Genomic DNA, 21,779 nt, shown 5'->3' on the forward strand with positions numbered 1-21,779 from the left:
CCTCAAGGGCGTCTCCGCCCGGCGGATACGGCAGGAGTTCACCGGCAGAATCAACCGCGCCATCATGCACGGGCACCTGTGGTCGCCCTCGTATTTCTCCGCGTCGTGCGGCGGTGCGCCGTTGACGATCGTCCGCCAATACATCGAGCAGCAGAAACGTCCGCTCTGAAGTGCACGTCAGAGCAGTCTTGAGATGCATTCATCCCCGGCATGAACGCCGGGGCTTTCTGCAAGGAACCCGGTAAGAGACGGCCGTCCTCGCACGGCTGTCCGGGTGGCGCGCTGTATCGTGGCCTGGTCGTGCTGTCACCACTGGTGACAGCGGAGTCGCCGATATTCCGCTGCACCGTCTGCCCCCCTGCCGTGCCGGACGGGACGCCGATAGGGGAGGTACCAGGTGGAGTTCCGGCTGCTCGGATCCGTCGCCGTCGTCACGGAGAACGGAGAGGTGGCGCCCGGACCGGTCAAGCGCGCCAGCCTGCTCGCCGTCCTGCTGCTGCGGCCCAACACCCCGGTCAGCATCGACCAGTTGAGCGCGGCCCTGTGGGAGGACGAACCGCCCACCCACTTCAAGACGGTGCTCCAGGGACATGTCTCACGGCTGCGCGCGCTCCTCGCCGCGCACGGCGCGCGGGAGTACGGGGTCGAACTGGCCACCCAGCGGGCCGCCTACGAACTCCAGCTCCCCGAGTCCCTGGTCGACGCCCACCGCTTCGAGGAACTCGTCGCCCTCGCCCGCGTCCAGCGCCAACCGGTCGACACCGTCCGGATGTTGCGCGAGGCCCTGGCCTGCTGGCAGGGGCCCGCCCTCACCGGCACCGTCCGCAGCGGCCCGCTGGAGGCGGCGGCGAGCGGCCTGGAGGACCTGCGCCTGGCCTCGGTGGAGGCGCTGGCCGAGGCGTACGGTCACCTGGGCGAGCACGGGCGGGCCGCCGCCGTCCTGCGCACCGAGGCCGTCGCCCACCCCCTGCGCGAGTCCCTGGCCGCCGCGCTGATGCTGGCGCTCGGCCGCTCGGGACGGCAGTCCGACGCGATCAACTGGTACCACCGCACCCGGCGGCTGCTCGCCGAGGAACTCGGCGTGGACCCCGGCGACGCCCTCACCGGCGCCTACGCCACCCTCCTGAAGGCGGCCGAACCCCCGGTCACGCTCACCCCGCCCCGGCCGCACCCCACCGAGACCCCCGTCCCCGAACTGCTGCCCCGGCCACCGCGCGGCTTCACCGGGCGGGACACCGAACTCGCCGCCCTCGACCGGGCCGCGGGCGCCGCGGACGCGCCCCTGTGCCTGGTCACCGGGCCCGCCGGGGTCGGCAAGACCGCGTTCGCCCTGCACTGGGCCTACCGGCGGCGCGCCGACTTCCCCGACGGGCGGCTCTTCGCCGACCTGCGCGGCTTCAGCGACACCCCCGCGCCCGACACCGGCTCCGTCCTGCGGGAGTTCCTGCTCGCGCTCGGCACCCCGGCCCAGCGGGTCCCGGAGACGACCGCCGCGCGCGGCGCGCTGTTCCGGTCGCTGACCGCCGGGCGCCGCCTGCTCGTCGTCCTCGACAACGCCCGCTCCTCCGAGCAGGTCCGGCCCCTGCTGCCCGGCGGCGACCAGTGCGCGACCGTGGTCACCAGCCGGGACCGGCTCGGCGGGCTCATCGCCTCCGACGCCGCCCGGCCCGTACCGCTCGACCACCTCCCGGCAGCCGACGCCGCCGCGCTGCTCGCCAGCGTGCTGGGCGCGGACCGGATCGCCGCCGAACCCGACGCGACCGCGCGCCTGGCCGGACTGTGCGACGGACTGCCGCTCGCCCTGCGGGTGACCGCGGCCCGGCTCGCCGAGCGCCCGCAGTGGACCCTCGGCGCGATGGCCCATGAACTCGCCGACGAACAGGGCAGGTTGGCGCTGCTGAACGTCGAGGACGTCGGCGTCTCCGCCGCGTTGCGGCTCACCGTGCAGCAACTGCCCGAGCCCGCCGCCCGGATGTTCCGCGCGCTCGGCCTGCACACCGGCTCCGACCTGGACCGGTGCGCGGCGAGCGCGCTCGCCGGGACGACCCCCGCGCAGGCCACCGCCGACCTGGACCGGCTGGCCGCCGCGCATCTGCTCACCGAGGCCGTACCGGGCCGCTGGACCCCGCACGACCTGGTGCGCCTCTACGCGCGCCAACTCGCCCCGGAGGCCGACCCCGAGGGCCTGCGCCGCCTCTTCGACCACTACCTCTACACCGGGCTCGCCGCCGACGCCGCCGCCGAACCCGGCTCCCAGCCCTGCTACTCCCTGCCCGCCGACGCCCGACGCCCCGCCGCCACGCGGGAGTTCGAGGACCGGGCCGCCGCGCTCGCCTGGTACGAGGCGGAGCGCCCGGCGCTGGAGGGCGCGGTCACCGCCGCCGCCGCTCTCGGCCTGCACGACCGCGCCTGGCGGCTCGCCCTGATGCAGTGGCCGCTGGTGCTGTGGCGGATCACCGACGGCTGGACCCCGCTGCTGGAAGCCGGGCTGGCCTCGGCCGAGCACGAGGGCGACGCCGACGCGCAGTCGCGCACGCGGGCCCTGCTCGGCTGGGTGCTGCACGAGGAGGGCCGGGACACCGAGGCGCTCGTCCACCTCGAACAGGCGCCCGTGCTGGCCGCCCGCGCGGGCGACGGGATCAGCGAGGCGATCGCCCATGTCAACCTCGCCGCGGTCCTGGACGCCACCGGGGCCGTCGCACGGGCCGGGGAGCTGATGGTCCACGCCGTCGCGATCGCCGACCGGACCGGCCACCCCGCCACCCAGGTGCTCATCCGCCAGCATCTGGCCCAACACTGCCTGCGCACCGGGGAGTACGAGACGGCCCTCGCCCACACCCTGCGCGCCGTCGAACTCGTCTCCCCGCACGCCCAGGTCAACCGCGCCCAGTTGCAGATCATCCACGGCGAGGCGCTGGCCGGTCTGGGACGGCTCGACGAGGCCGCCGACCAGCTCAGAGGCGCCGGACGAGCAGCCGACGCGGCCGGTTTCACCGAGGGTTCGCAACGGGCCGCACACCTGCTGGCGGGCCTGGCCGCGGGGCGTTAGCGGTACGCAAGCGGGACGGCAGCGCGGCTGTGGAATCTGTAGTGGGCGCCGAAATCGGGGGCCCACCACGACCGTTCCACCATCGCCACGGGGGAGAACCACCATGCGCACCTTCCGCCACAAGACCGTCCTCGCCGCAGCCGTCACCGTCGCCGCCCTCTCGATGGGCCTGACCGCCTGCGGCGGCGACGCCACCGGCACCAAGGACGAGGGCAAGGCCGCCTCGTCGCAGTCCTCCGCGACATCGACGACCGAGGCCTCTGCGGGCGCCGCCGACTCCTCCGGCTCGAACTCGGGCTCCGCGGACTCCGGCACCGCGAAGGGCGGGAGCGCGGCGGTGCAGAGCGCGGGCAAGACCAGCAAGGGCGGCTCGGGGACCGGCAGCGGCGGCGGCACGGGCAAGGGCTCCTCCGCGGGCGGCACGTCCAGCGGATCCACCCCCGTCTGCGCCTACAGCGACGTACGGATCAAGGCGGAGAAGGCCGACGAGACGCCCACCGAGCACATCGTGCTGACCGCCACCAACACCTCCGGCCACTCCTGCCGGCTCCTCCAGTACCCGCTGATCGCCTTCGGCCCGATCCAGACCGCCAAGGACATCCCCGCCGTCGCCAAGAGCAAGCCCGGCGTCCCGGTCGTCCTCCAGGCGGGCGGCTCGGCGTACGCCAACGTCCGTATTGCCCTCGGCGGCGCGCACGAGGACAACAAGGTGGTCACCGAGTTCAACGTCAACCTGTTCGCCGCCGAGGGCCCGGCCGAGGGCAGCGTCGTCGTCAACGCCCCGTCCGGCGGCCTCGCGGTCGACGAGGCGGTCGCGAAGACCGGCTACTGGACGGACGAACTGCGCAACGGCGCCGACGAGTTCTGATCCCCCACCCGCCGTACCCGACGGAACCCACCCCGCCGTACCCGACGGAACCCGCCCCGGTCGTCACCAGCGACGACCGGGGCGACGGCATGCCGTCTCACCGCACGTGTCGTCTGGATCAGCGCAGCGCCCCCGCCTCGATCCCCAGCAGCTCCGACAGCGCGCGTTCGCCCGCCGTCGTGATCTTCACGGCCCGCTCGGAGCCGATACGGACGCACCAGCCCGCGTCCAGGGCGTGACGGCACAGGGCCGAGCCCGCGGCGCCCGCGAGATGGGGGCGGCGCTCGGTCCAGTCCAGACAGGCGCGGGCCAGCGGGCGGCGGCCCTTGCGGTCGAGGACGATCCCGGTGGCCTCGAACCAGCTCAGGCCCGCGTCGGTGAGCGCGAACCGAGCGCCCGCGCCCGCCTGTTCGGGCGGTACCTCGCTCGTCAGCAGACCCTGGGCGGTCAGCGCGTCGGTCAGCGTGGTGCCGAGCCGCCCGGCGAGATGGTCGTAGCAGGTACGGCCCCGGGCCATCGCGGACCCCGCGCTCGACTCCCGCAGACCGCGCGGGCGCTCCGCCTCGGCGTCCGGCGGAAGCTGCGCGGCCAGATCCTCGATCAGCTGAGCGACCCGCGCGTCGGCCAGCCGCACATACCGGTGCCGCCCCTGCCGCTCCTCGGCCAGCAGCCCGCCCGCGACCAGCTTGCCCAGATGCTCGCTCAGCGTCGACGCGGCGACGCCCGCGTACCGCGCCAACTCCCCGGCGGTCCAGGCCCGTCCGTCCAGCAGCGCCAGCAGACAGGTGGCCCGTGTCTCGTCGGCGATCAGAGCGGCCAGCGCGGCGAGCCCCGGCGCCTGCGAGCCCCTGGGCCGCGCCCGCCCCGCGTTCCTGGTGGTCATGCACCCCAGCATGAGGCACGGACACTTCGGCGACGACCGAAGTGACGAAGCTACCGGTTCTCCTCGGAGCTACCGGTCCTCGCGCAGCAGCTCGTACTGCCGCTCCAGCCCGTCCAGCAGCGCCGTCAGCCCGGTCTCGAAGGCCCGTTCGTCGACCCGTTCCTGCCGCTCGGCGAGGCGGTGGGCCTGCCCGAGATGGGGGTAGTCGGCCGGGTCGTAGGCCGTCTCGTCGTCCACGAACCCGCCCGCGAACGAACCGAGCGCGGACCCCATGACGAAGTAGCGCATCAACGCGCCGATGGAGGTGGCCTGCGCGGGCGGCCAGCCCGCCTCGACCATCGCCCCGTACACGGCGTCCGCGAGCCGCAGCGCGGCCGGGCGGCGGCCGGGCCCGCGGGCCAGTACGGGCACGATGTTCGGGTGGTCGCGCAGCGCGGTCCGGTAGGAGAGCGCCCAGTCGTGCAGCGCGGTCCGCCAGTCGCGGCCGTCCTCGAACATCGACAGGTCGACCTGGGCGCTCACCGAGTCCGCGACCGCCTCCAGGATCTGGTCCTTGGTGCGGAAGTGGTTGTAGAGGGAGGGGCCGCTGACCCCGAGTTCGGCGGCGAGGCGACGGGTGGAGACGGCCGCGAGCCCCTCCGCGTCCACCAGCGTCCGTGCCGCGGTGACGATGCGGTCGGTGCTGAGGAGGGGCTTGCGGGGTCGGGCCATGGCGGACATCGTAGGGCGGCGGGCGCATACGCGGTTGCGCCGGGCTTCTGAGTATCTGTACTGAGTACCTGGGCGGATGTGGCGCGGACCACGCCCGGCGAGGCTTGTCCCCATGAGTGAGACACCGGTCAAGCAACACAGCACGGCGGCGTTCTACGGTCAGGCCGTCGCGTCCTTCTCGGTGGCCATGGCCGCGACCGCCATCGGTATCGTCCGGCTGGACGCCAGCGCGTGGGTGCGGGGGTTCTTGGCCATCGCCGTCCTGTATCTGGTCACCTCCGCGTTCACGCTCGCCAAGGTGATCAGGGACCGCCAGGAGGCGGGCCAGATCGTCAGCCGGGTCGACCAGGCCCGGGTGGAGAAGCTGCTCGCCGCGCACGACCCCTTCGAGAAGCTGTGACCAGCCGGGCTAAGCGCCCGCTCAGCTTCGGCGGTATGGTTGACCCCTGCCGGTGAGAAGGGGCGAATGAGCGATGAGTGCGGCGCGGGAGTCGGACGGCGAGGCGCAGCCATGGGCCGAGGTCACCCCTGACGCGGCCCGGCGGCTGCTCGTCGCCGCCGTGGAGGCCTTCGCCGAGCGCGGCTATCACGCGACGACGACGCGCGACATCGCGGGCCGGGCGGGTATGAGCCCGGCCGCGCTCTACATCCACTACAAGACCAAGGAAGAACTGCTCCACCGCATCAGCCGCGTCGGCCACGAGAAGGCCCTGGATGTGCTGAGCACGGCGGCGCGCGGTGTGGGCAGCGCCGCCGAGCGGCTGGCGGAGGCGGTGCGTTCGTTCGTGTGCTGGCACGCCGCGCAGCACACGGTCGCCCGGGTCGTGCAGTACGAACTGGACGCGCTCGGTCCGGAGGCCTGGGCCGAGATCCGCGGACTGCGCCGCCAGGTCGACGCCGAGGTGCGCGGGATCATCGAAGACGGCGTGGCGTCCGGCGAGTTCGACGTGCCGGACGTCCGGGGCACCACCCTCGCGGTGCTGTCCCTGTGCATCGACGTCGCCCGCTGGTTCAGCGCCGACGGCCCCCGGACCCCCGACGAGGTCGGCGCGCTCTACGCCGACCTCGTCCTGCGGATGGTGGGCGCGAAGTAGCACGCGCCCCGCGCGTGCGTCCCGCCCGGCGTCCCGCTCAGAACGAGTAGCGGACCACCGACTCGGCCACGCAGACGGGCTTGTCGCCGCCCTCCCGCTCCACGACGTAGGCGAGGGTCATCTGCACCCCGCCCGGCACGTCCTCGACGCCCGTGATCGTCGCGGTGGAGCGCAGCCGGGAGCCGACGGGGACCGGGGCGGGGAAACGGACCTTGTTCGTCCCGTAGTTGACGCCCATCCGTACCCCCTCGACGTCGATGAGCTGCGGCCCGAACAGCGGGAGCAGCGACAGCGTGAGATAGCCGTGGGCGATGGTCGTGCCGAAGGGGCCGCTCGCCGCCTTCTCCGGGTCCACATGGATCCACTGGTGATCGCCCGTGGCGTCCGCGAACAGATCGATCCGCTTCTGGTCGATCTCCAGCCAGTCGCTGTACCCCAGTTGTTCGCCCACCGCCGCCTTCAGCTCGTCGGCGGATGCGAACGTCCTCGGCTCTGCCATGTCCCCGGCCTTTCGCGTCATGAAGTCATCTGTCCGGAACCATCTCTAAGCAACTGCTTAGCATGGTCGGGCGGGGGAGGCCTGTCAACGGACCGGGCCCGCGCCGCCGTGGGTAGGCTCGGCGGATGCCCAAGATCCCCGAGAAGATCAACGAGTTGACCGTCGGCCAACTGTCCGCCCGCAGCGGCGTCGCCGTCTCCGCCCTGCACTTCTACGAGGCCAAGGGGCTGATCAGCAGCCGCCGCACCGCGGGCAACCAGCGCCGCTACCAGCGGGACGCGCTGCGCCGGGTCGCCTTCGTCCGCGCCGCGCAGCGTGTCGGCATCCCCCTGGCCACCATCCGCGAGGCGCTGGCCCGGCTCCCCGAGGAGCGCACCCCGACCAGGGAGGACTGGGCCCGGCTCTCCGAGGCCTGGCGCTCCGAACTCGACGAGCGCATCGGCCAGTTGAGCCGTCTGCGCGACCACCTCACGGACTGCATCGGCTGCGGCTGCCTGTCCCTGGAGACCTGTGTCCTGTCCAACCCCGACGACGTCTTCGGCGAACAGGCCTCGGGCTCGCGCCTGTTGGCGGACCGCGGCAAGGGCCGCCGCACCCGCGCGCAGGACCGCGGGGAGCGAGAGGAGACGACCGGACGCTGCCGCTGACAGAGGGGGGTACGGTTCCCCCACGCACCCCCCGTGGCGGCCCGGTTCAGGCCGATACCAGCAGTCGTGCCCGCCTGGCCCCCGCCAGCGCCCCCGGTGTGAGGACCGGGCGGGGGACCACGATGCCGCAGTCCGCGCAGACCGGGCCCGAGGAGGGCTCGCGCGCCAGGTCGTACCGCCAGACGAGGTGGTCACCGGCGCACACCGGGCAGGTCGAGCCCGGCTGCCGCTCCAGCGCGGCGATGAGCCGGCGCAGTACCTCGGCCAGTGGTTCATGAGGATGGACGGACGGGTCGTCGCACCAGGCGATCCCGAAGCCGCCCCAGGTCAGCCGGTGCCAGTCGTCCACACTGCCCGGCCTGCGCAGTCCCTCCTGCTTCTCCTTCCTGCGCCGCTTCGTGAACTCCGCCTCGTAGCCCAGCCAGACGGAGCGGGCCTCCTCCAGCTCCTCCAGTGCGGCCACGAGCCGCGCCGGGTCGGGGGAGCGGTCCTCGGGTCCGAACCCGGCCCGGGAGCACAGATGGTCCCACGTCGCCCGATGCCCGTAAGGGGCGAACTTCTCAAGGCACTTGCGCAGTGAATAGCGTCGCAGTGCCAGATCGCACCGCGGATCTCGCACCTGTCTCGCCAGACTCCGGAAACCGGCCATCGCCCTGCACCTCCGTCACACCTGCATCTGAACTGCGGTCACTTCGGCGTCGTCGTAGGGACGTCGCCGAATAGACGTATCGACACGCGATTCGGCTCCATCCGGTTCCCGGTGCCCGCACTCGACGTCCGCCGACCGTCATGAGTCACCCTCCGAGCCGTGCGCGGCGCCTTCTTCGCGCCGCCGTTCCCCGCCGGGACCCGGCGCCCACGTGAACTGCACCGAATCCACGAATAGTTGACGCATGTTCATCTTCACTCGCGGTGATACCGGCGGTAACGTCCCGCCCACCATCGTCCGGAGGAGCTGCCATGCCACGGCGCACCCCAGGTACCACACTCGACACCCTGAGAACTCCCCGCCGATTCCCCAAGTTCCTCAAGGCCGCGTCGATATGCGCGCTCGTCGCCGGTCTGCTGTCCCCCGTCACCGCGGGCACCGCTCAGGCGGCGACCGCCGACGACCACTGCGGCGGCCAGTGCTCGGACATCCTGCCGCCCGGCGAGAACGGCAACGCCACCCTCGCCGAGATCCTGCTCAACCAGGCCTTCGGGACCCAGCCCAGCCACGCGGAGGACCAGCTCGGCCCCTACTCCGACCTGGCCAAGGGCTACCCGACGCTCACCGACGACAAGATCAACACCTTCTTCAACGACGCCTCGTTCGGCGTCCCCTCGGACCAGGTCGCCTCCACCGAGAAGCCCGCCGGACGCGGCGACGTCACGATCGTGCGCGACAAGAAGTCCGGGGTGCCGCACATCACGGGCACCACCCGCTACGGCACCGAGTTCGGCGCCGGATACGCCGCCGCCGAGGACCGGTTGTGGCTCATGGACGTCTTCCGGCACGTCGGGCGCGGCCAGTTGACGTCCTTCGCGGGCGGCGCCCCCGCCAACCAGGGCCTCGAGCAGCAGTTCTACCGCAGCGCGCCTTACACCGAGGCCGACCTCCAGGCGCAGATCGACAGCGCGGTGGCCAAGAGCGGCGCGCGCGGTCAGCAGGCCCTCGCCGACGTGGACGCCTACCTCGCCGGGATCAACGCCTATATCGACGCCTCCGACGCCGGGCGCTACTTCCCCGGTGAGTACGACCTGACCGGCCACAAGGACCCGATCACCAACGCCGGGACCATCGAGCACTTCAAGGCCACCGACCTGGTCGCCCTGTCCTCCGTGATCGGCTCGCTGTTCGGCTCCGGCGGGGGCGGCGAGGTGACCAACGCGCTCTCGCTGCTGGCCGCGCAGGCCAAGTACGGCGTCCAGGAGGGCACCCGGGTCTGGGAGTCCTTCCGCGAGCGCAACGACCCCGAGGCCGTCCTCACCCTCCACGACGGCCAGAGCTTCCCGTACGCCACGAAGCCGGACTCCCCGCAGGGCGAGGCGCTGCCCGACCCCGGCTCGGTGACCCAGGAGCCGCTGGTCTACGACCGCACAGGCAGCGCGACCGGCTCGGCCGCGAAGGGCGCGGCCACCACGGCGGCGAAGGCGGCCGTGTCCTCGGCCCGGCGCGGCATGTCCAACGCCCTGGTCGTCAGCGGCGAGCACACCGCCAGCGGCCACCCCGTCGCCGTCTTCGGCCCGCAGACCGGCTACTTCGCCCCGCAGTTGCTGCTGCTCCAGGAGATCCAGGGGCCGGGCATCAGCGCGCGTGGCGCCTCCTTCGCGGGCTTGAGCATGTACGTCGAACTCGGCCGCGGCCAGGACTACTCGTGGAGCGCCACGACCTCCGGCCAGGACATCATCGACACCTACGCCGTCGAGCTGTGCCAGGACGACGTCCACTACCTGTACCACGGCACGTGCACGGCCATGGACAAGGTCGAGCAGGCCAACTCCTGGAAGCCGACCCTCGCCGACGGCACCGCGGCCGGTTCCTACACGATGCGTGTCTGGCGTACGAAGTACGGCCCGGTGCAGTACCGCGCGACGGTCGGCGGCAAGAAGGTCGCCTACACCACCCTGCGCTCCTCCTACCGGCACGAGGTCGACTCCATCATCGGCTTCCAGATGCTCAACGACCCGGACGCGGTCAAGGGCCCGCAGGACTTCCAGAAGGCCACGCAGCACATCAACTTCACGTTCAACTGGTTCTACGCCGACGCGCAGCACACCGCGTACTACAACAGCGGTGACAACCCGGTGCGCGCGAACGGCGTCGACGCCGAGTTCCCGGTGTGGGCGCGGCAGGCGTACGAGTGGAAGAACTGGGACGCGGCCACCAACACCGCCGACTACACGCCGACTTCGGCCCACCCCAACTCCGTCGACCAGGACTACTACATCTCCTGGAACAACAAGCAGGCCAAGGACTACACGGCCGCGCCCTGGGGCGAGGGTTCCGTGCACCGCGGCGATCTGCTGGAGGACCGGGTGAAGGCGCTGGTCACGAAGGGCGGGGTGACCCGCGCCTCGCTGACCCGGGCGATGGCGGACGCGGCCCTCACCGATCTGCGCGCCGAGGACGTACTGCCCAAGCTGCTGGAGGTGCTCGGCAGTTCACCGGTCACCGACCCCACGGCAGCGGCGGCGGTGAGCAAGCTCCAGGCCTGGGTGGCCGCGGGCGGCCGGCGCACCGAGACCTCGGCGGGCTCCAAGGCCTACGCGAACGCCGACGCCGTCCGCATCCTCGACGCCTGGTGGCCGCTGCTGGTGAAGGGCGAGTTCGAGCCCGGTCTGGGCAGCGACCTGTACACGGCGTTCACGGCGAACCTGGCGGTCGACGAGTCCCCGTCGGCCGGGCACGGGGCGACCGGCTCGCACGCCGGAAGCGCCTTCCAGTACGGCTGGTGGAGCTATGTCGACAAGGACATCCGCGCGGTGCTGGGCGAGCCGGTGCAGGGCCCGCTCGCGCGGACGTACTGCGGCGGCGGCAGCCTCGGCGCCTGCCGCGACATGCTGATCAGCACCCTGAAGCAGGCGGCGGGCATGACGGCGGCCCAGGTCTACCCGGGCGACGACCAGTGCTCGGCGGGTGACCAGTGGTGCGCGGACTCGATCGTCCAGCGCGCCCTCGGCGGTATCAAGCACGGCAAGATCAGTTGGCAGAACCGGCCCACCTACCAGCAGGTGGTGGAGTACACCTCGCACCGGTGAGCCGTCCGGCGGCGGGCCGACGCGCGAGCGGGCCCGCCGCCGGGGCTCGGTGGTGGGCGCGGCTCACTTGTAGAGCAGGTAGCCCTTGCGCACCTTCCGGAACGCGGCGAGTTCCTGCCGCCAGCCCGCCACCACCGCGTCGGTGTCTGCGCCCGCGTCGATCATCGTGCGCACGCGCGTGGACCCGGTCAGCTTGTCGATCCAGTTGTCGGACCGCCAGGCGAAGTCGCTCCAGACCCGCTTGGCGGTGACGAGCAGCCCGATCCCGGTCCGTACGGGGTCGAAGGCGGCCCGGTCGTGGACATGGAGCTGTACGCCGCCGACCGTGACGCCCTGGAACTTGGAGAAGGTGGGCGCGAAGTAGGCCTCCCGGAAGCGCACCCCCGGCAGCCCGAGCGCGTTCGCGGCCTCGGCCCAGCGGCCGTCGACGCCCTCGGCGCCCAGCAGTTCGAAGGGCCGGGTGGTGCCACGGCCCTCCGACAGGTTGGTGCCCTCGAACAGACAGGTGCCGGCGTAGACGAGCGCGGTGTCCGGGGTCGGCATGTTGGGGCTCGGCGGCACCCAGGGCAGCCCGGAGGCGTCGTAGAACTGCGACCTGGACCAGCCGGTCATCAGCACGGTCTCCAGCCGCACCCGCCCGGTCAGGAACTCCCCGTTGAACAGCCGGGCCAGTTCGGCGACCGTCATGCCGTGCGCCTGGGCGATCGGCTGCCGTCCGACGAAGGTCGCGAACTCCGGGTGCAGTACCGGGCCGAGCGCCTCCCGGCCGGTCATCGGGTTCGGGCGGTCGAGGACCACGAACCGCTTCCCGGCCAGCGCGGCGGCCTCCATGCAGTCGTAGAGCGTCCAGATGTACGTGTAGAAGCGGGCGCCCGCGTCCTGGATGTCGAAGACGACCGTGTCCACACCGGAGGCGGTGAAGACGTCGGCGAGCGGCTGCCCGCTCTTGAGGTACGTGTCGTACACGGGCAGCCCGGTGGCCGGGTCGTCGTAGCGGCCCTCGGAGCCGCCCGCCTGCGCGGTGCCCCGGAAGCCGTGCTCCGGGCCGAACACGGCGGCCAGGTTCACCCGGCGGTCGGCGTGCATGACGTCCACGATGTGGCGTACGTCCCGGGTGACGCCGGTCGGGTTGGTGACGACGCCGACCCGCTGACCGGCGAGCGGCGCGTACCCGTCGGCCGCCAGGCGCTCGAAGCCGGTCCGCAGCGGCCCGCCGCGCTTCTCGGGCGCGGCCTGGGCCTCGGCGACCGGGGCCGCCCCGGCCGCGACCGCGGCGGCCGTGGTGGCGAGCAGGCTCCGTCTGGACAGCTTCATACGGTGACCTCCGTGATCTCGGCACGTGTCATGCCCACGCACGCTAGCGTGCGCCGGGGCGCCACGGAACGCGTCGGACCGGAACGCGCCGCACCGGTACCGGAACGCCCGCGCGGGGCCGCCCCGGCTCCCCCTTCCCTGCGCCATACCGACCGGTTAGTCTGCGCTGGCGGATGCCGTGGCGGCCGGATGTCGCGGCGAGGTCGTGGTGTCGAAGGAGGTCGAGGGTGGAAGCGAAGGCCGTTCGGGATGCGGCAGTGGTGGTCACCGGCGCCGGGGGCGGTATCGGCGCCGCGCTGGCCCGCCGGTTCGCCGCCGAGGGAGCCCGGGTCGTCGTCAACGACCTCGACGCCGGGAAGGCGAAGACGGTCGCCGCGGAGATCGGCGGCATCGCGCTCGCGGGCGACGCGGGGGCGATCGTCACGGAGGCGCGTGACGCGCTCGGCGGCACGGTGGACGTGTACTGCGCCAACGCGGGCGTGGCGTCGGGCGGTTCGGAGGCGGCGGGCGAATCGGTCTGGGCGCAGGCCTGGGACGTCAACGTCATGGCCCATGTCCGCGCCGCCGAGGCGCTGCTCCCCGCCTGGCTGGAGCGCGGCAGCGGTCGCTTCGTCTCCACCGTCTCCGCCGCCGGACTGCTCACCATGATCGGCGCCGCCCCCTACAGCGTCACCAAGCACGGGGCGTACGCCTTCGCCGAGTGGCTGTCGCTGACGTACCGCCACCGCGGGATCAAGGTGCACGCGATCTGCCCGCAGGGCGTGCGCACCGACATGCTGGCCGCCACCGGCAGCGCGGGCGACCTGGTGCTCCAGCCGACCGCGATCGAGCCGGAGGATGTGGCCGAGGCCCTCTTCCAGGGCATCGCGCAGGACCGCTTCCTGATCCTGCCGCACCCCGAGGTCGCCGAGTACCACCGGGCGCGGGCCACCGACCCCGACCGCTGGCTGGCGACCATGAACCACATCCAGCAGAAGTGGGAGCGGACCCGCTGACCTCGCGTCCCCGCGGCGGCCGGGAGCCTGCCGCGGGCGCCGCCGACGGCGGGTGGGAAGATCCTTCGTCGGGAACCGCGTTCCCGTATCCAGGACAGACCATGGAAAGGCAGGTGGCGGCAGTGCCCAGAACCACGGAGGGAGACGGCACCCCCGTCCCGCAGCGGCTGCTCGCCGCCGCCACCCGGCTCTTCGCCGACCAGGGCTACGACCGCACGTCCGTCCAGGAGATCGTGGAGGCGGCCGGCGTCACCAAGGGGGCGCTGTACCACTACTTCGGCTCCAAGGAGGACCTGCTGCACGAGGTGTACGCGCGCATGCTGCGCCTCCAGCAGGAGCGTCTCGACGCCTTCGCGGAGGCCGACGAACCCGTCGAGAAGCGGCTGCGGGACGCCGCCGCGGACGTCGTCGTGACGACGATCGACAACCTCGACGACGCGATGATCTTCTTCCGCTCCATGCACCACCTCGGCCCGGAGAAGCACCAGCAGGTCCGCGCCGAGCGCCGCCGCTACCACGAACGCTTCCGCGCGCTCATCGAGGAGGGTCAGAAGCAGGGCGTCTTCTCCACGGCCACCCCGGCGGACCTGGTGGTGGACTACCACTTCGGCTCCGTCCACCACCTCTCCACGTGGTACCGCCCGGACGGCCCGCTCAGCCCGCAGGAGGTCGCCGACCACCTGGCCGATCTGCTGCTGCGGGCGCTGCGGCCGTGAACTGAGCGACGAGGGCCGCGAGATACGGCCCTCGTCGCTCAACGCGCCAGTGGCTAGCGGTACTTCTTCAGCTCCCGTCGCGCCAGCGACCGCTGGTGCACCTCGTCCGGGCCGTCCGCGAGCCGCAACGTCCGGGCCGCCGCGTACAGTTCGGCCAGCGGGAAGTCCTGGCCGACACCGCCCGCGCCGTGCAGTTGGATCGCCCGGTCCAGGATGCCCGTCACCGTACGAGGCGTGGCGATCTTGATGGCCTGGATCTCGGTGTGGGCGCCCTTGTTGCCGACGGTGTCCATCAGCCAGGCGGTCTTCAGGACCAGCAGCCGCAGTTGCTCGATCTCGACCCGCGCGTCCGCGATCCAGTTGTGGATCACGCCCTGTTGGGCCAGCGGCTTGCCGAACGCCTCACGGGACAGCGCCCGTCGGCACATCAGCTCGACCGCCCGCTCGGCCATGCCGATCAGCCGCATGCAGTGGTGGATACGGCCGGGACCGAGGCGGGCCTGGGCGATGGCGAAGCCGCCGCCCTCCTCGCCGATGAGGTTCGCGACCGGCACCCGCGCCTGGTCGAACACCACCTCGGCGTGCCCGCCGTGGGAGTGGTCCTCGTACCCGAAGACCTGCATCGCCCGCGTGATCGTGACACCCGGGGTGTCCCGGGGGACCAGCACCATCGACTGCTGGCGCCGGATGTCCGGCCCGTCCGGGTCGGTCTTGCCCATCACGATGAAGATCTTGCAATCCGGGTGCATGGCCCCGGAGATGTACCACTTGCGCCCCGTGATGACGTAGTTGTCGCCGTCCCGCTCGATGCGCGTCGTGATGTTCGTGGCGTCCGAGGAGGCCACCTCCGGCTCGGTCATCGCGAACGCCGAACGGATCTCGCCCGCGAGCAGCGGCTCCAGCCACTGCTTCTTCTGCCGCTCGTCGCCGAACTGCGCCAGCACCTCCATGTTGCCGGTGTCCGGCGCCGCGCAGTTGGTGACAGTCGGCGCCAACTGCGGGGAGCGGCCGGTGATCTCGGCGAGCGGCGCGTACTGGAGGTTGGTCAGCCCGGCACCGTACTCGGTGTCCGGCAGGAAGAGGTTCCACAGGCCCTGGCGGCGCGCCTCGGCCTTCAACTCCTCCACCACGGGAGGGTTCTCCCACGGTGAGTCGAGCAACGCGCGCTGCTCTTCCGCGACGTGCTCGGCCGGGTAGACGTACTCGTCCATGAAGGCGAGAAGCTTGGCGCGCAGTTCCTCGGTGCGCGCGTCGAACGCGAAGTCCATACGGAATCAGCCTTCCTGGAGGCCTGAGCGCAGCGTGGCCAGGCCGTGCTGGATGAAGACGGGGACGAGATCGCCGATGCGGTCGAAGCCGTGGCCGACCGTCTGACCGAGGGTGTACCGGTAGTGGATGCCCTCCAGGATCACGGCGAGCTTGAACCACGCGAACGCCGTGTACCAGGACAGCGCGGTCACATCGCGCCCCGAGCGCGCGGCGTACCGCTCCACCAGCTCGGCGGGCGAGGGGTGTCCGGGGGCCTCGGCGGTGGTGGACACGGGCGAGTCGGGCATCCCGAGCGGGGTGCAGTACATCACCAGCAGGCCCAGGTCGGTGAGCGGGTCGCCGAGCGTGGACATCTCCCAGTCGAGGATCGCCTCGATCTGGTCGTCCGCGCCGATGAGGACGTTGTCCAGGCGGTAGTCGCCGTGGACGACGGTGGGGGCGGGGGAGGTGGGCAGATGGCGCCCGAGCAGGGCGTGCAGATCGTCGATGCCGGGCAGCTCACGGCCTCGGGAGGCCTCCAACTGCTTGCCCCAGCGCCGCAGTTGGCGCTCCAGGAAGCCCTCGGGACGCCCGAAGTCGGCCAGCCCCACCTCGGCGGGGTCCACCGCGTGCAGTTCGACGAGGGTGTCCACCAGGGACAGGACGGCCTCGCGGGTGCGCTCCGGGCCCAGCGGGGCGAGCTGGTCGGCGGTGCGGTACGGGGTGCCCGCCACGAAGTCCATCACATAGAACGGCGCGCCAAGGACCGACTCGTCCTCGCACAGCAGCACCGGGCGCGGCACGGGCACGGCCGTCGGGTGCAGCGCGCTGAGCACCCGGTGCTCGCGCTTCATGTCATGGGCGGTGGCCAGCACATGGCCGAGCGGGGGGCGCCGGACGACCCAGGTGGCCGTGCCGTCCGAGACGGCGTACGTGAGGTTCGACCGCCCGCCCTCGATCAGCCGGCCGGTCAGGGGGCCGCCGACCAGACCCGGCCGCTCGGCGTCGAGCAGGCCGCGCAACCGGTCGAGATCGAGTCCCGGTGGGTGCTCAGGGCTCATCAATGCTCCTCCGTACACGGAAACAGGATCAGCATCATGATGCCGACCGGTCGGTATGTCGTCCAGTGCGCAGGGCGAACGTGATCGGCGCCACGCACGCACGCGTGACCGGCTCAGACCCGCCCATGGCCGGGTTCACGCGTGGCTGGTCACCATCGCGCCGCCGTTCAGGACCGCCATGTCCCGGAAGGCGGGCAGCGGATCCAGCGGCCCGCCCTCGGGCAGCCCGCCCAACTCGGCGTACGCGCGGTGCAGATCCGCCACCAGCCGCTCGCTCTCGCGCAGCTCCGCGAACTCCCCGAGATCCGTCGCCCCGGCCGCCTCCAGCGGCGTACGGCCCGCCGCGCGCTCGCGCTGCGCGACCTCGGCGACGAACCGCAGATAGCGCTCCGTACGGTCGAACGCGGAGGGGTCGGTGACCGGTCCGTGCCCGGGGACGACGGTCTCCGCGCCCAGCGCGCGCAGCCGCTCCAGCGCCCGCAGCGAGCCGCTGAGCGAGCCCATCAGGAAGAACGGCGTCCCGCCCTCGAAGACCAGATCGCCCGCGAACAGCACGCGCCGGTGCGGCAGCCAGACCACCGAGTCGCCGACGGTGTGCGCCACCCCCGGGTGGATCACCTCGGCGTCGACCGCGCCGACGTGGACCGTCACACGGTCCCGGTACGTCAGATCGGCACCCAGGATCCGTACGTCCCCGTAGTCGGTCTCCGGCCAGATCAGCGCCAGTTGATGCCCGGCGGCCAGGGCCTCCCGGCGGCAGTCGGCGTGCGAGACGATCGTCGCGGCCGGTGCGAAGAAGCCGTTGCCGTAGGTGTGGTCGCCATGGTGGTGGGTGTTGACGACCCACCGTGGCGCGGGCGCCCCGGTGGCCGCGATCGCCGCGCCGAGCGCACGCGTACGGCGCTCGGTCGCGGTCGTGTCCACCAGGAGCGTGGCGGTCCCGTCGGTCACGAACCCGGCGTTGTTCACGCACCAGCCGCCGTCCGGCTGCACATAGGCGTACACGTCGTCGGCCAGTGCGAGCGTGTAGGGCTTCGCCGCGGTCACGGGACCTCCCGGGTCGTCGTCAAGGTGACAGGCGAAGCCCAGTGTTCCCGATCGCCAGGGGCGTCAGTGATCGTCCCAGTGGCCTTCGTGCTGTGCGTGCCGATGGCCGTCGTGGAGGTAGTCGACGTGATCGCCGTGCTGGACGGGGCGGTGTCCGCAGCCCTCGCCGTGCTGGTGCTCGTGGCCCTGGTGCGAGACGTGCCGGGCGGGCTCGCACTCGTCCCAGTGGCCCTGGTGCTCGCGGTGCAGATGCCCGTCGTGCGCGTAGTCGACGTGGTCGCCGTGCGGCACGGCGTCGTGCCCGCAGGCCGGGCCGTGGCTGTGGCGGTGCGCGGTGTGGTCGCGGTGGGGGGTGCTCATGGCGCTCACCTTCACCTTCTCGGCTCTCGGTGCCGTGCCTCCCAGGCTAACCAAACGGGACATCTCCGGCTCGGCGTCGGTACTCCCCGAGCCGCTCGTACGCGGCGAGCCCGTCCGGGACCCACTCCCACTCCGGCAGGCGGCGCGCCACCTCGTCCTCGGGCAGGAAGGCGTGCCAGGCGACCTCCTCGGCCTGGGGGTCCACGGGCAGTTCGCAGCGGACCTCGTAGACCGCGGACCACCAGGTCCGGCCCGCGCCGCCGTCGTACAGGAACGTGAACAGCGGCTTCGGCCGGGGCAGCCCGCTGACCCCCAGCTCCTCCTCGGCCTCCCGCAGGGCGGCGGCGTCGTAGCTCTCGCCCGCGCCGACCACCCCGCCCACGAACATGTCGTACAGGGAGGGGAAGACCAGCTTGGTGGCGGTGCGGCGGTGGACGAAGAGGCGGCCCTCGGCGTCGCGCACCTGGATGAACACACAGCGGTGGCGCAGCCCGCGCGCGTACGCCTCGCCGCGGGGCGACCGCCCGATGACCCTGTCGTTCTCGTCCACGATGTCGAGGAGTTCGTCAGCGGCGCTCATACGGCCATCCAAGCGCAGACGGGACGTTCGCGTCAGGCCCCCCTCGTCCGCGCTCACCTCCGTTGCAGGTCCTTGTGCTGGTGCTGGGCCGCCGTGCCGCGGGGCATGGCGGGGTGCATCCCGAGCAGCACGATGCCGAGGACGATCGCGGCGAGCCCCGTCGCCTGCCAGGCCAGCGCGCCCGCGCTGGTGCGCAGCCGGTCGCCGAGGAAGCCCACCCCGCAGACGATCCCGGCCAGCGGCTGGGACGCGGTGAGCGCGGGCAGGGACATCCGCAGCGGTGCCGTCTCGAACGCGCTCTGCACCAGCACCAGGCCCATGACGCCGATCACCACCACGGCGTACGGCTGCCAGGCCATGACGAGCGCCGCCAGGCCGCCCGCCGTGAACCGCTGCCCGCTGACCCGGGTGAGCGCGTCCTGCACGCCGTAGAGGAGCCCGGCCGCCACGGCCAGCAGCACCGGCCCGATGATGAACCGTGTCCTCTTCGCCCAGGTCGCCAGCAGCAGCGCGAGGCCCACCATCACGCCGATGATCAGCCAGTGCCGGAGCGGATCGGCGATCGCGGTGCCCCCTTCGGGCTGGCCCGCCACGATGAAGGCCGTGACACCTCCGGCGAGCAGGAGGAGCCCGCCCCAGCCCTGGCGGCCCAGGGGCTGTCGGGTCTGGTGGCGTGACAGGGCCATGGCGAACAGCAGGTTGGTCGCCACCAAGGGCTCGACCAGGGAGATCTCACCGTGGGTCAGCGCGAGCGCGCTGAGCACCATGCCCGTCACCATCAGCGCGAGACCCGCGAGCCAGCGCCGCACCTTCACCAGGTCGAGCAGCAGCCGGGGGGAGAGGAAGTCGCTCAGCGGTGCCTGCTGGGCGGCGCTCTGCTGGAACACGAATCCGGTGCCCAGGCAGAAGGCCGCGCTCACGGAGAGAGCCAGAACCAGTACCGACACGCGCGTACCTCAATAGTCCAGCGGGGTCACGGGAGTGCGTATCACGCCGACTGTAGCGCTCCCGGCCGCGCCCCGCCCGTGCTCGGCGGGCTCCGGGCGCACCGGACGGTTGACGTGGTCACGGCTTCTGCCCAAGGATCTGACCCGTCGGTAACCACGTACGACCCCGTACGTACACCCCACCCACCGACCGGTGATCTGCCGTGACGTGAGAGGACGGGCGCATGGCCTACGACGCTGATGTCATCGTGATCGGGGCGGGCCTCGCCGGACTCACGGCCGCCGCGGAACTCGTCGACGCCGGGCGGAAGGTGATCGTCCTCGACCAGGAGCCGGAGCAGTCGCTGGGCGGCCAGGCGTTCTGGTCCTTCGGTGGCCTCTTCCTCGTGGACTCGCCCGAACAGCGCCGACTGGGGATCAGGGACAGCCACGCGCTCGCCCTCCAGGACTGGATGGGCACGGCCGGGTTCGACCGCCCCGAGGACCACTGGCCGCGCCGCTGGGCCGAGGCGTACGTCGACTTCGCCGCGGGGGAGAAGCGGGCCTGGCTGCGGCGGCAGGGGGTGCGGCTCTTCCCGGTGGTCGGCTGGGCCGAGCGGGGCGGCTACGACGCGGGGGGCCACGGCAACTCGGTGCCGCGGTTCCACATCACCTGGGGGACCGGACCCGGCCTGCTCGAACCGTTCGTACGGCGGGTGCGCGCCGGGGTCGCGCGCGGGCTCGTCGAGCTGAGGTTCCGCCACCGGGTCACCGGGCTCGCGCGCAGCGCGGGCGCCGTCGACACCGTCACCGGGGAGGTCCTCGAACCGTCGGACGCGCCGCGGGGCAAGGCCAGTGGCCGCGGGGTCACCGGGGCCTTCGAGCTGCGGGCCCAGGCGGTGATCGTCACCACGGGCGGGATCGGCGGCAACCACGACCTGGTCCGCGCCCACTGGCCCAAGCGCCTGGGCAGCCCGCCCGCGCACATGGTGTCCGGCGTGCCCGCGTACGTCGACGGGAAGCTGCTCGGCATCGCGGAGGAGGCCGGGGCCCGCCTGATCAACCGCGACCGGATGTGGCACTACACCGAGGGCCTGCACAACTGGGACCCCGTCTGGGAGAACCACGGCATCCGCATCCTGCCCGGCCCCTCCTCCCTCTGGCTCGACGCCCGCGGCCGACGCCTGCCCGTCCCGCTCTTCCCCGGCTTCGACACCCTCGGCACGCTCGAACACATCATGAGCACCGGATACGACCACACCTGGTTCGTGCTCGACCGGAAGATCATCGGCAAGGAGTTCGCGCTCTCGGGCTCCGAGCAGAACCCCGACCTCACCGGAAGGTCGGTCAGGGACGTGATCGGACGGGCGCGCGCGGACGTCCCGGCCCCGGTCCGGGCGTTCATGGACCACGGCGTCGACTTCGTCGTGGAGAAGGACCTGGGGGCGCTGGTGCGCGGGATGAACGCGCTCACCGGGGAGCCGCTCATCGACGAGGCCGCACTGCGCCGTCAGATCGTCGAGCGCGACCGGGAGATCCGCAACCCCTTCACCAAGGACCTTCAGGTGACGGCGATCCACGGCGCCCGCAGATACCTGGGCGACCGGCTGATCCGCACGGCCGCCCCGCACCGCATCCTCGACCCGCAGGCGGGCCCGCTGATCGCCGTCCGCCTGAACATCCTCACCCGCAAAACCCTCGGCGGCCTGGAGACCGACCTCTCCTCCCGGGTCCTGACCGAGGGCGGCGACCCGCTGCCGGGCATGTACGCGGCAGGCGAGGCAGCGGGCTTCGGCGGCGGCGGGGTCCACGGCTACCGCTCCCTGGAGGGCACGTTCCTCGGCGGCTGCCTGTTCTCGGGCCGCACGGCGGGCCGTGCGGCGGCGAGGTCGGTGGGATAGCCCGGTCGGCGGGGAACTACCGGGGCGCCGCCGCACGATCACGGCGGCGATCGACGACCTGACCGCCGCCCGCGACATCCTCGACTCACTGGTGGGCCGCCCGCTCCACCCGGACGCCGAGACCGGACGGACCACCTAG

22 protein-coding genes are annotated in these 21,779 nt (G+C 72.4%); 11 read left to right on the forward strand and 11 right to left on the reverse strand.

Features of this window, described 5'->3' with window-relative positions:
- The 3 genes from ACZ60T_RS25150 to ACZ60T_RS25160 form a co-directional block, all read left to right on the forward strand.
- A partial coding sequence (locus ACZ60T_RS25150; protein ID WP_469668130.1) for an IS200/IS605 family transposase occupies positions 1-169 on the forward strand: 169 nt, incomplete at its 5' end.
- A 228-nt stretch (positions 170-397) separates the two neighbouring features.
- On the forward strand, positions 398-3,049 hold the full coding sequence (locus ACZ60T_RS25155; protein ID WP_469667963.1) for an AfsR/SARP family transcriptional regulator: 2,652 nt from the start codon (positions 398-400) through the stop codon (positions 3,047-3,049).
- A gap of 103 nt (positions 3,050-3,152) precedes the next feature.
- Positions 3,153-3,917 (forward strand): DUF4232 domain-containing protein, encoded by a 765-nt coding sequence (locus ACZ60T_RS25160; RefSeq protein WP_469667965.1) that lies wholly within the window; start codon positions 3,153-3,155, stop codon positions 3,915-3,917.
- A 118-nt stretch (positions 3,918-4,035) separates the two neighbouring features.
- On the opposite strand, the gene ACZ60T_RS25165 is transcribed toward ACZ60T_RS25160, so the two are convergent.
- Both ACZ60T_RS25165 and ACZ60T_RS25170 read right to left on the reverse strand, forming a co-directional pair.
- On the reverse strand, positions 4,036-4,800 hold the full coding sequence (locus tag ACZ60T_RS25165) for an ArsR/SmtB family transcription factor (protein WP_469667966.1): 765 nt from the start codon (positions 4,798-4,800) through the stop codon (positions 4,036-4,038).
- A 69-nt stretch (positions 4,801-4,869) separates the two neighbouring features.
- Complete coding sequence (locus ACZ60T_RS25170; RefSeq protein WP_469667967.1) at positions 4,870-5,511, reverse strand: TetR/AcrR family transcriptional regulator; 642 nt, start codon at positions 5,509-5,511, stop codon at positions 4,870-4,872.
- A 112-nt stretch (positions 5,512-5,623) separates the two neighbouring features.
- Between ACZ60T_RS25170 and ACZ60T_RS25175 the strand changes: the two genes are divergently transcribed.
- Together ACZ60T_RS25175 and ACZ60T_RS25180 are read left to right on the forward strand one after the other, a co-directional pair.
- Positions 5,624-5,911, forward strand: a complete 288-nt coding sequence (locus ACZ60T_RS25175; RefSeq protein ID WP_365633109.1) for a YiaA/YiaB family inner membrane protein — start codon at positions 5,624-5,626, stop codon at positions 5,909-5,911.
- 73 nt (positions 5,912-5,984) lie between these two features.
- Positions 5,985-6,605 (forward strand): TetR/AcrR family transcriptional regulator, encoded by a 621-nt coding sequence (locus ACZ60T_RS25180; protein WP_469667969.1) that lies wholly within the window; start codon positions 5,985-5,987, stop codon positions 6,603-6,605.
- A gap of 37 nt (positions 6,606-6,642) precedes the next feature.
- Here the strand turns inward: ACZ60T_RS25180 and ACZ60T_RS25185 are convergent, their stop codons facing one another.
- On the reverse strand, positions 6,643-7,104 hold the full coding sequence (locus tag ACZ60T_RS25185) for a MaoC family dehydratase (protein WP_252428658.1): 462 nt from the start codon (positions 7,102-7,104) through the stop codon (positions 6,643-6,645).
- A gap of 125 nt (positions 7,105-7,229) precedes the next feature.
- Between ACZ60T_RS25185 and soxR the strand changes: the two genes are divergently transcribed.
- A complete protein-coding gene (soxR, locus tag ACZ60T_RS25190) occupies positions 7,230-7,751 on the forward strand; it encodes a redox-sensitive transcriptional activator SoxR (protein ID WP_469667970.1) in 522 nt (173 codons plus the stop codon).
- Positions 7,752-7,797: 46 nt separating this feature from the next.
- Here the strand turns inward: soxR and ACZ60T_RS25195 are convergent, their stop codons facing one another.
- The gene (locus ACZ60T_RS25195) at positions 7,798-8,400 is read right to left on the reverse strand and encodes a hypothetical protein (protein ID WP_365633097.1); all 603 of its coding nucleotides are present in this window, start codon (positions 8,398-8,400) and stop codon (positions 7,798-7,800) included.
- A 311-nt stretch (positions 8,401-8,711) separates the two neighbouring features.
- Between ACZ60T_RS25195 and ACZ60T_RS25200 the strand changes: the two genes are divergently transcribed.
- Positions 8,712-11,492 (forward strand): penicillin acylase family protein, encoded by a 2,781-nt coding sequence (locus ACZ60T_RS25200; RefSeq protein ID WP_469667971.1) that lies wholly within the window; start codon positions 8,712-8,714, stop codon positions 11,490-11,492.
- A 63-nt stretch (positions 11,493-11,555) separates the two neighbouring features.
- Here ACZ60T_RS25200 and ACZ60T_RS25205 read toward each other — a convergent pair whose 3' ends face one another.
- Positions 11,556-12,806: an exo-beta-N-acetylmuramidase NamZ family protein gene (locus tag ACZ60T_RS25205; RefSeq protein WP_469667972.1), complete on the reverse strand. Its 1,251-nt coding sequence runs from the start codon at positions 12,804-12,806 to the stop codon at positions 11,556-11,558.
- Positions 12,807-13,063: 257 nt separating this feature from the next.
- Here ACZ60T_RS25205 and ACZ60T_RS25210 point away from each other — a divergent pair, with 257 nt between their 5' ends.
- Both ACZ60T_RS25210 and ACZ60T_RS25215 read left to right on the forward strand, forming a co-directional pair.
- Entirely contained in the window at positions 13,064-13,801 is a 738-nt protein-coding gene (locus ACZ60T_RS25210) for an SDR family oxidoreductase (protein WP_469668131.1), read from the forward strand.
- Positions 13,802-13,923: 122 nt separating this feature from the next.
- Positions 13,924-14,517, forward strand: a complete 594-nt coding sequence (locus ACZ60T_RS25215; RefSeq protein WP_469667973.1) for a TetR/AcrR family transcriptional regulator — start codon at positions 13,924-13,926, stop codon at positions 14,515-14,517.
- Between the two features lie 53 nt (positions 14,518-14,570).
- Here the strand turns inward: ACZ60T_RS25215 and ACZ60T_RS25220 are convergent, their stop codons facing one another.
- From ACZ60T_RS25220 to ACZ60T_RS25245, 6 genes are all read right to left on the reverse strand, one after another.
- Positions 14,571-15,785 carry an acyl-CoA dehydrogenase family protein gene (locus tag ACZ60T_RS25220; RefSeq protein WP_469667974.1) on the reverse strand — a complete coding sequence of 405 codons (1,215 nt, stop codon included), beginning with the start codon at positions 15,783-15,785 and terminating at the stop codon, positions 14,571-14,573.
- 6 nt (positions 15,786-15,791) lie between these two features.
- Positions 15,792-16,826 (reverse strand): phosphotransferase family protein, encoded by a 1,035-nt coding sequence (locus ACZ60T_RS25225; RefSeq protein WP_469667975.1) that lies wholly within the window; start codon positions 16,824-16,826, stop codon positions 15,792-15,794.
- A gap of 135 nt (positions 16,827-16,961) precedes the next feature.
- Positions 16,962-17,873, reverse strand: coding sequence for an MBL fold metallo-hydrolase (locus tag ACZ60T_RS25230; RefSeq protein ID WP_469667976.1), 912 nt, complete (start codon positions 17,871-17,873; stop codon positions 16,962-16,964).
- 63 nt (positions 17,874-17,936) lie between these two features.
- The gene (locus ACZ60T_RS25235) at positions 17,937-18,233 is read right to left on the reverse strand and encodes a hypothetical protein (protein WP_365633073.1); all 297 of its coding nucleotides are present in this window, start codon (positions 18,231-18,233) and stop codon (positions 17,937-17,939) included.
- Positions 18,234-18,279: 46 nt separating this feature from the next.
- A complete protein-coding gene (locus tag ACZ60T_RS25240; RefSeq protein ID WP_469667977.1) occupies positions 18,280-18,813 on the reverse strand; it encodes an NUDIX hydrolase in 534 nt (177 codons plus the stop codon).
- Positions 18,814-18,866: 53 nt separating this feature from the next.
- Complete coding sequence (locus tag ACZ60T_RS25245; protein WP_365633067.1) at positions 18,867-19,760, reverse strand: DMT family transporter; 894 nt, start codon at positions 19,758-19,760, stop codon at positions 18,867-18,869.
- A gap of 224 nt (positions 19,761-19,984) precedes the next feature.
- Here ACZ60T_RS25245 and ACZ60T_RS25250 point away from each other — a divergent pair, with 224 nt between their 5' ends.
- Entirely contained in the window at positions 19,985-21,640 is a 1,656-nt protein-coding gene (locus tag ACZ60T_RS25250) for an FAD-binding dehydrogenase (protein WP_469667978.1), read from the forward strand.
- A complete protein-coding gene (locus tag ACZ60T_RS25255) occupies positions 21,615-21,779 on the forward strand; it encodes a hypothetical protein (protein WP_469667979.1) in 165 nt (54 codons plus the stop codon). Before ACZ60T_RS25250 ends, ACZ60T_RS25255 begins: the two co-directional genes overlap by 26 nt.

Source organism: Streptomyces sp. NPDC104371 (assembly GCF_055583785.1).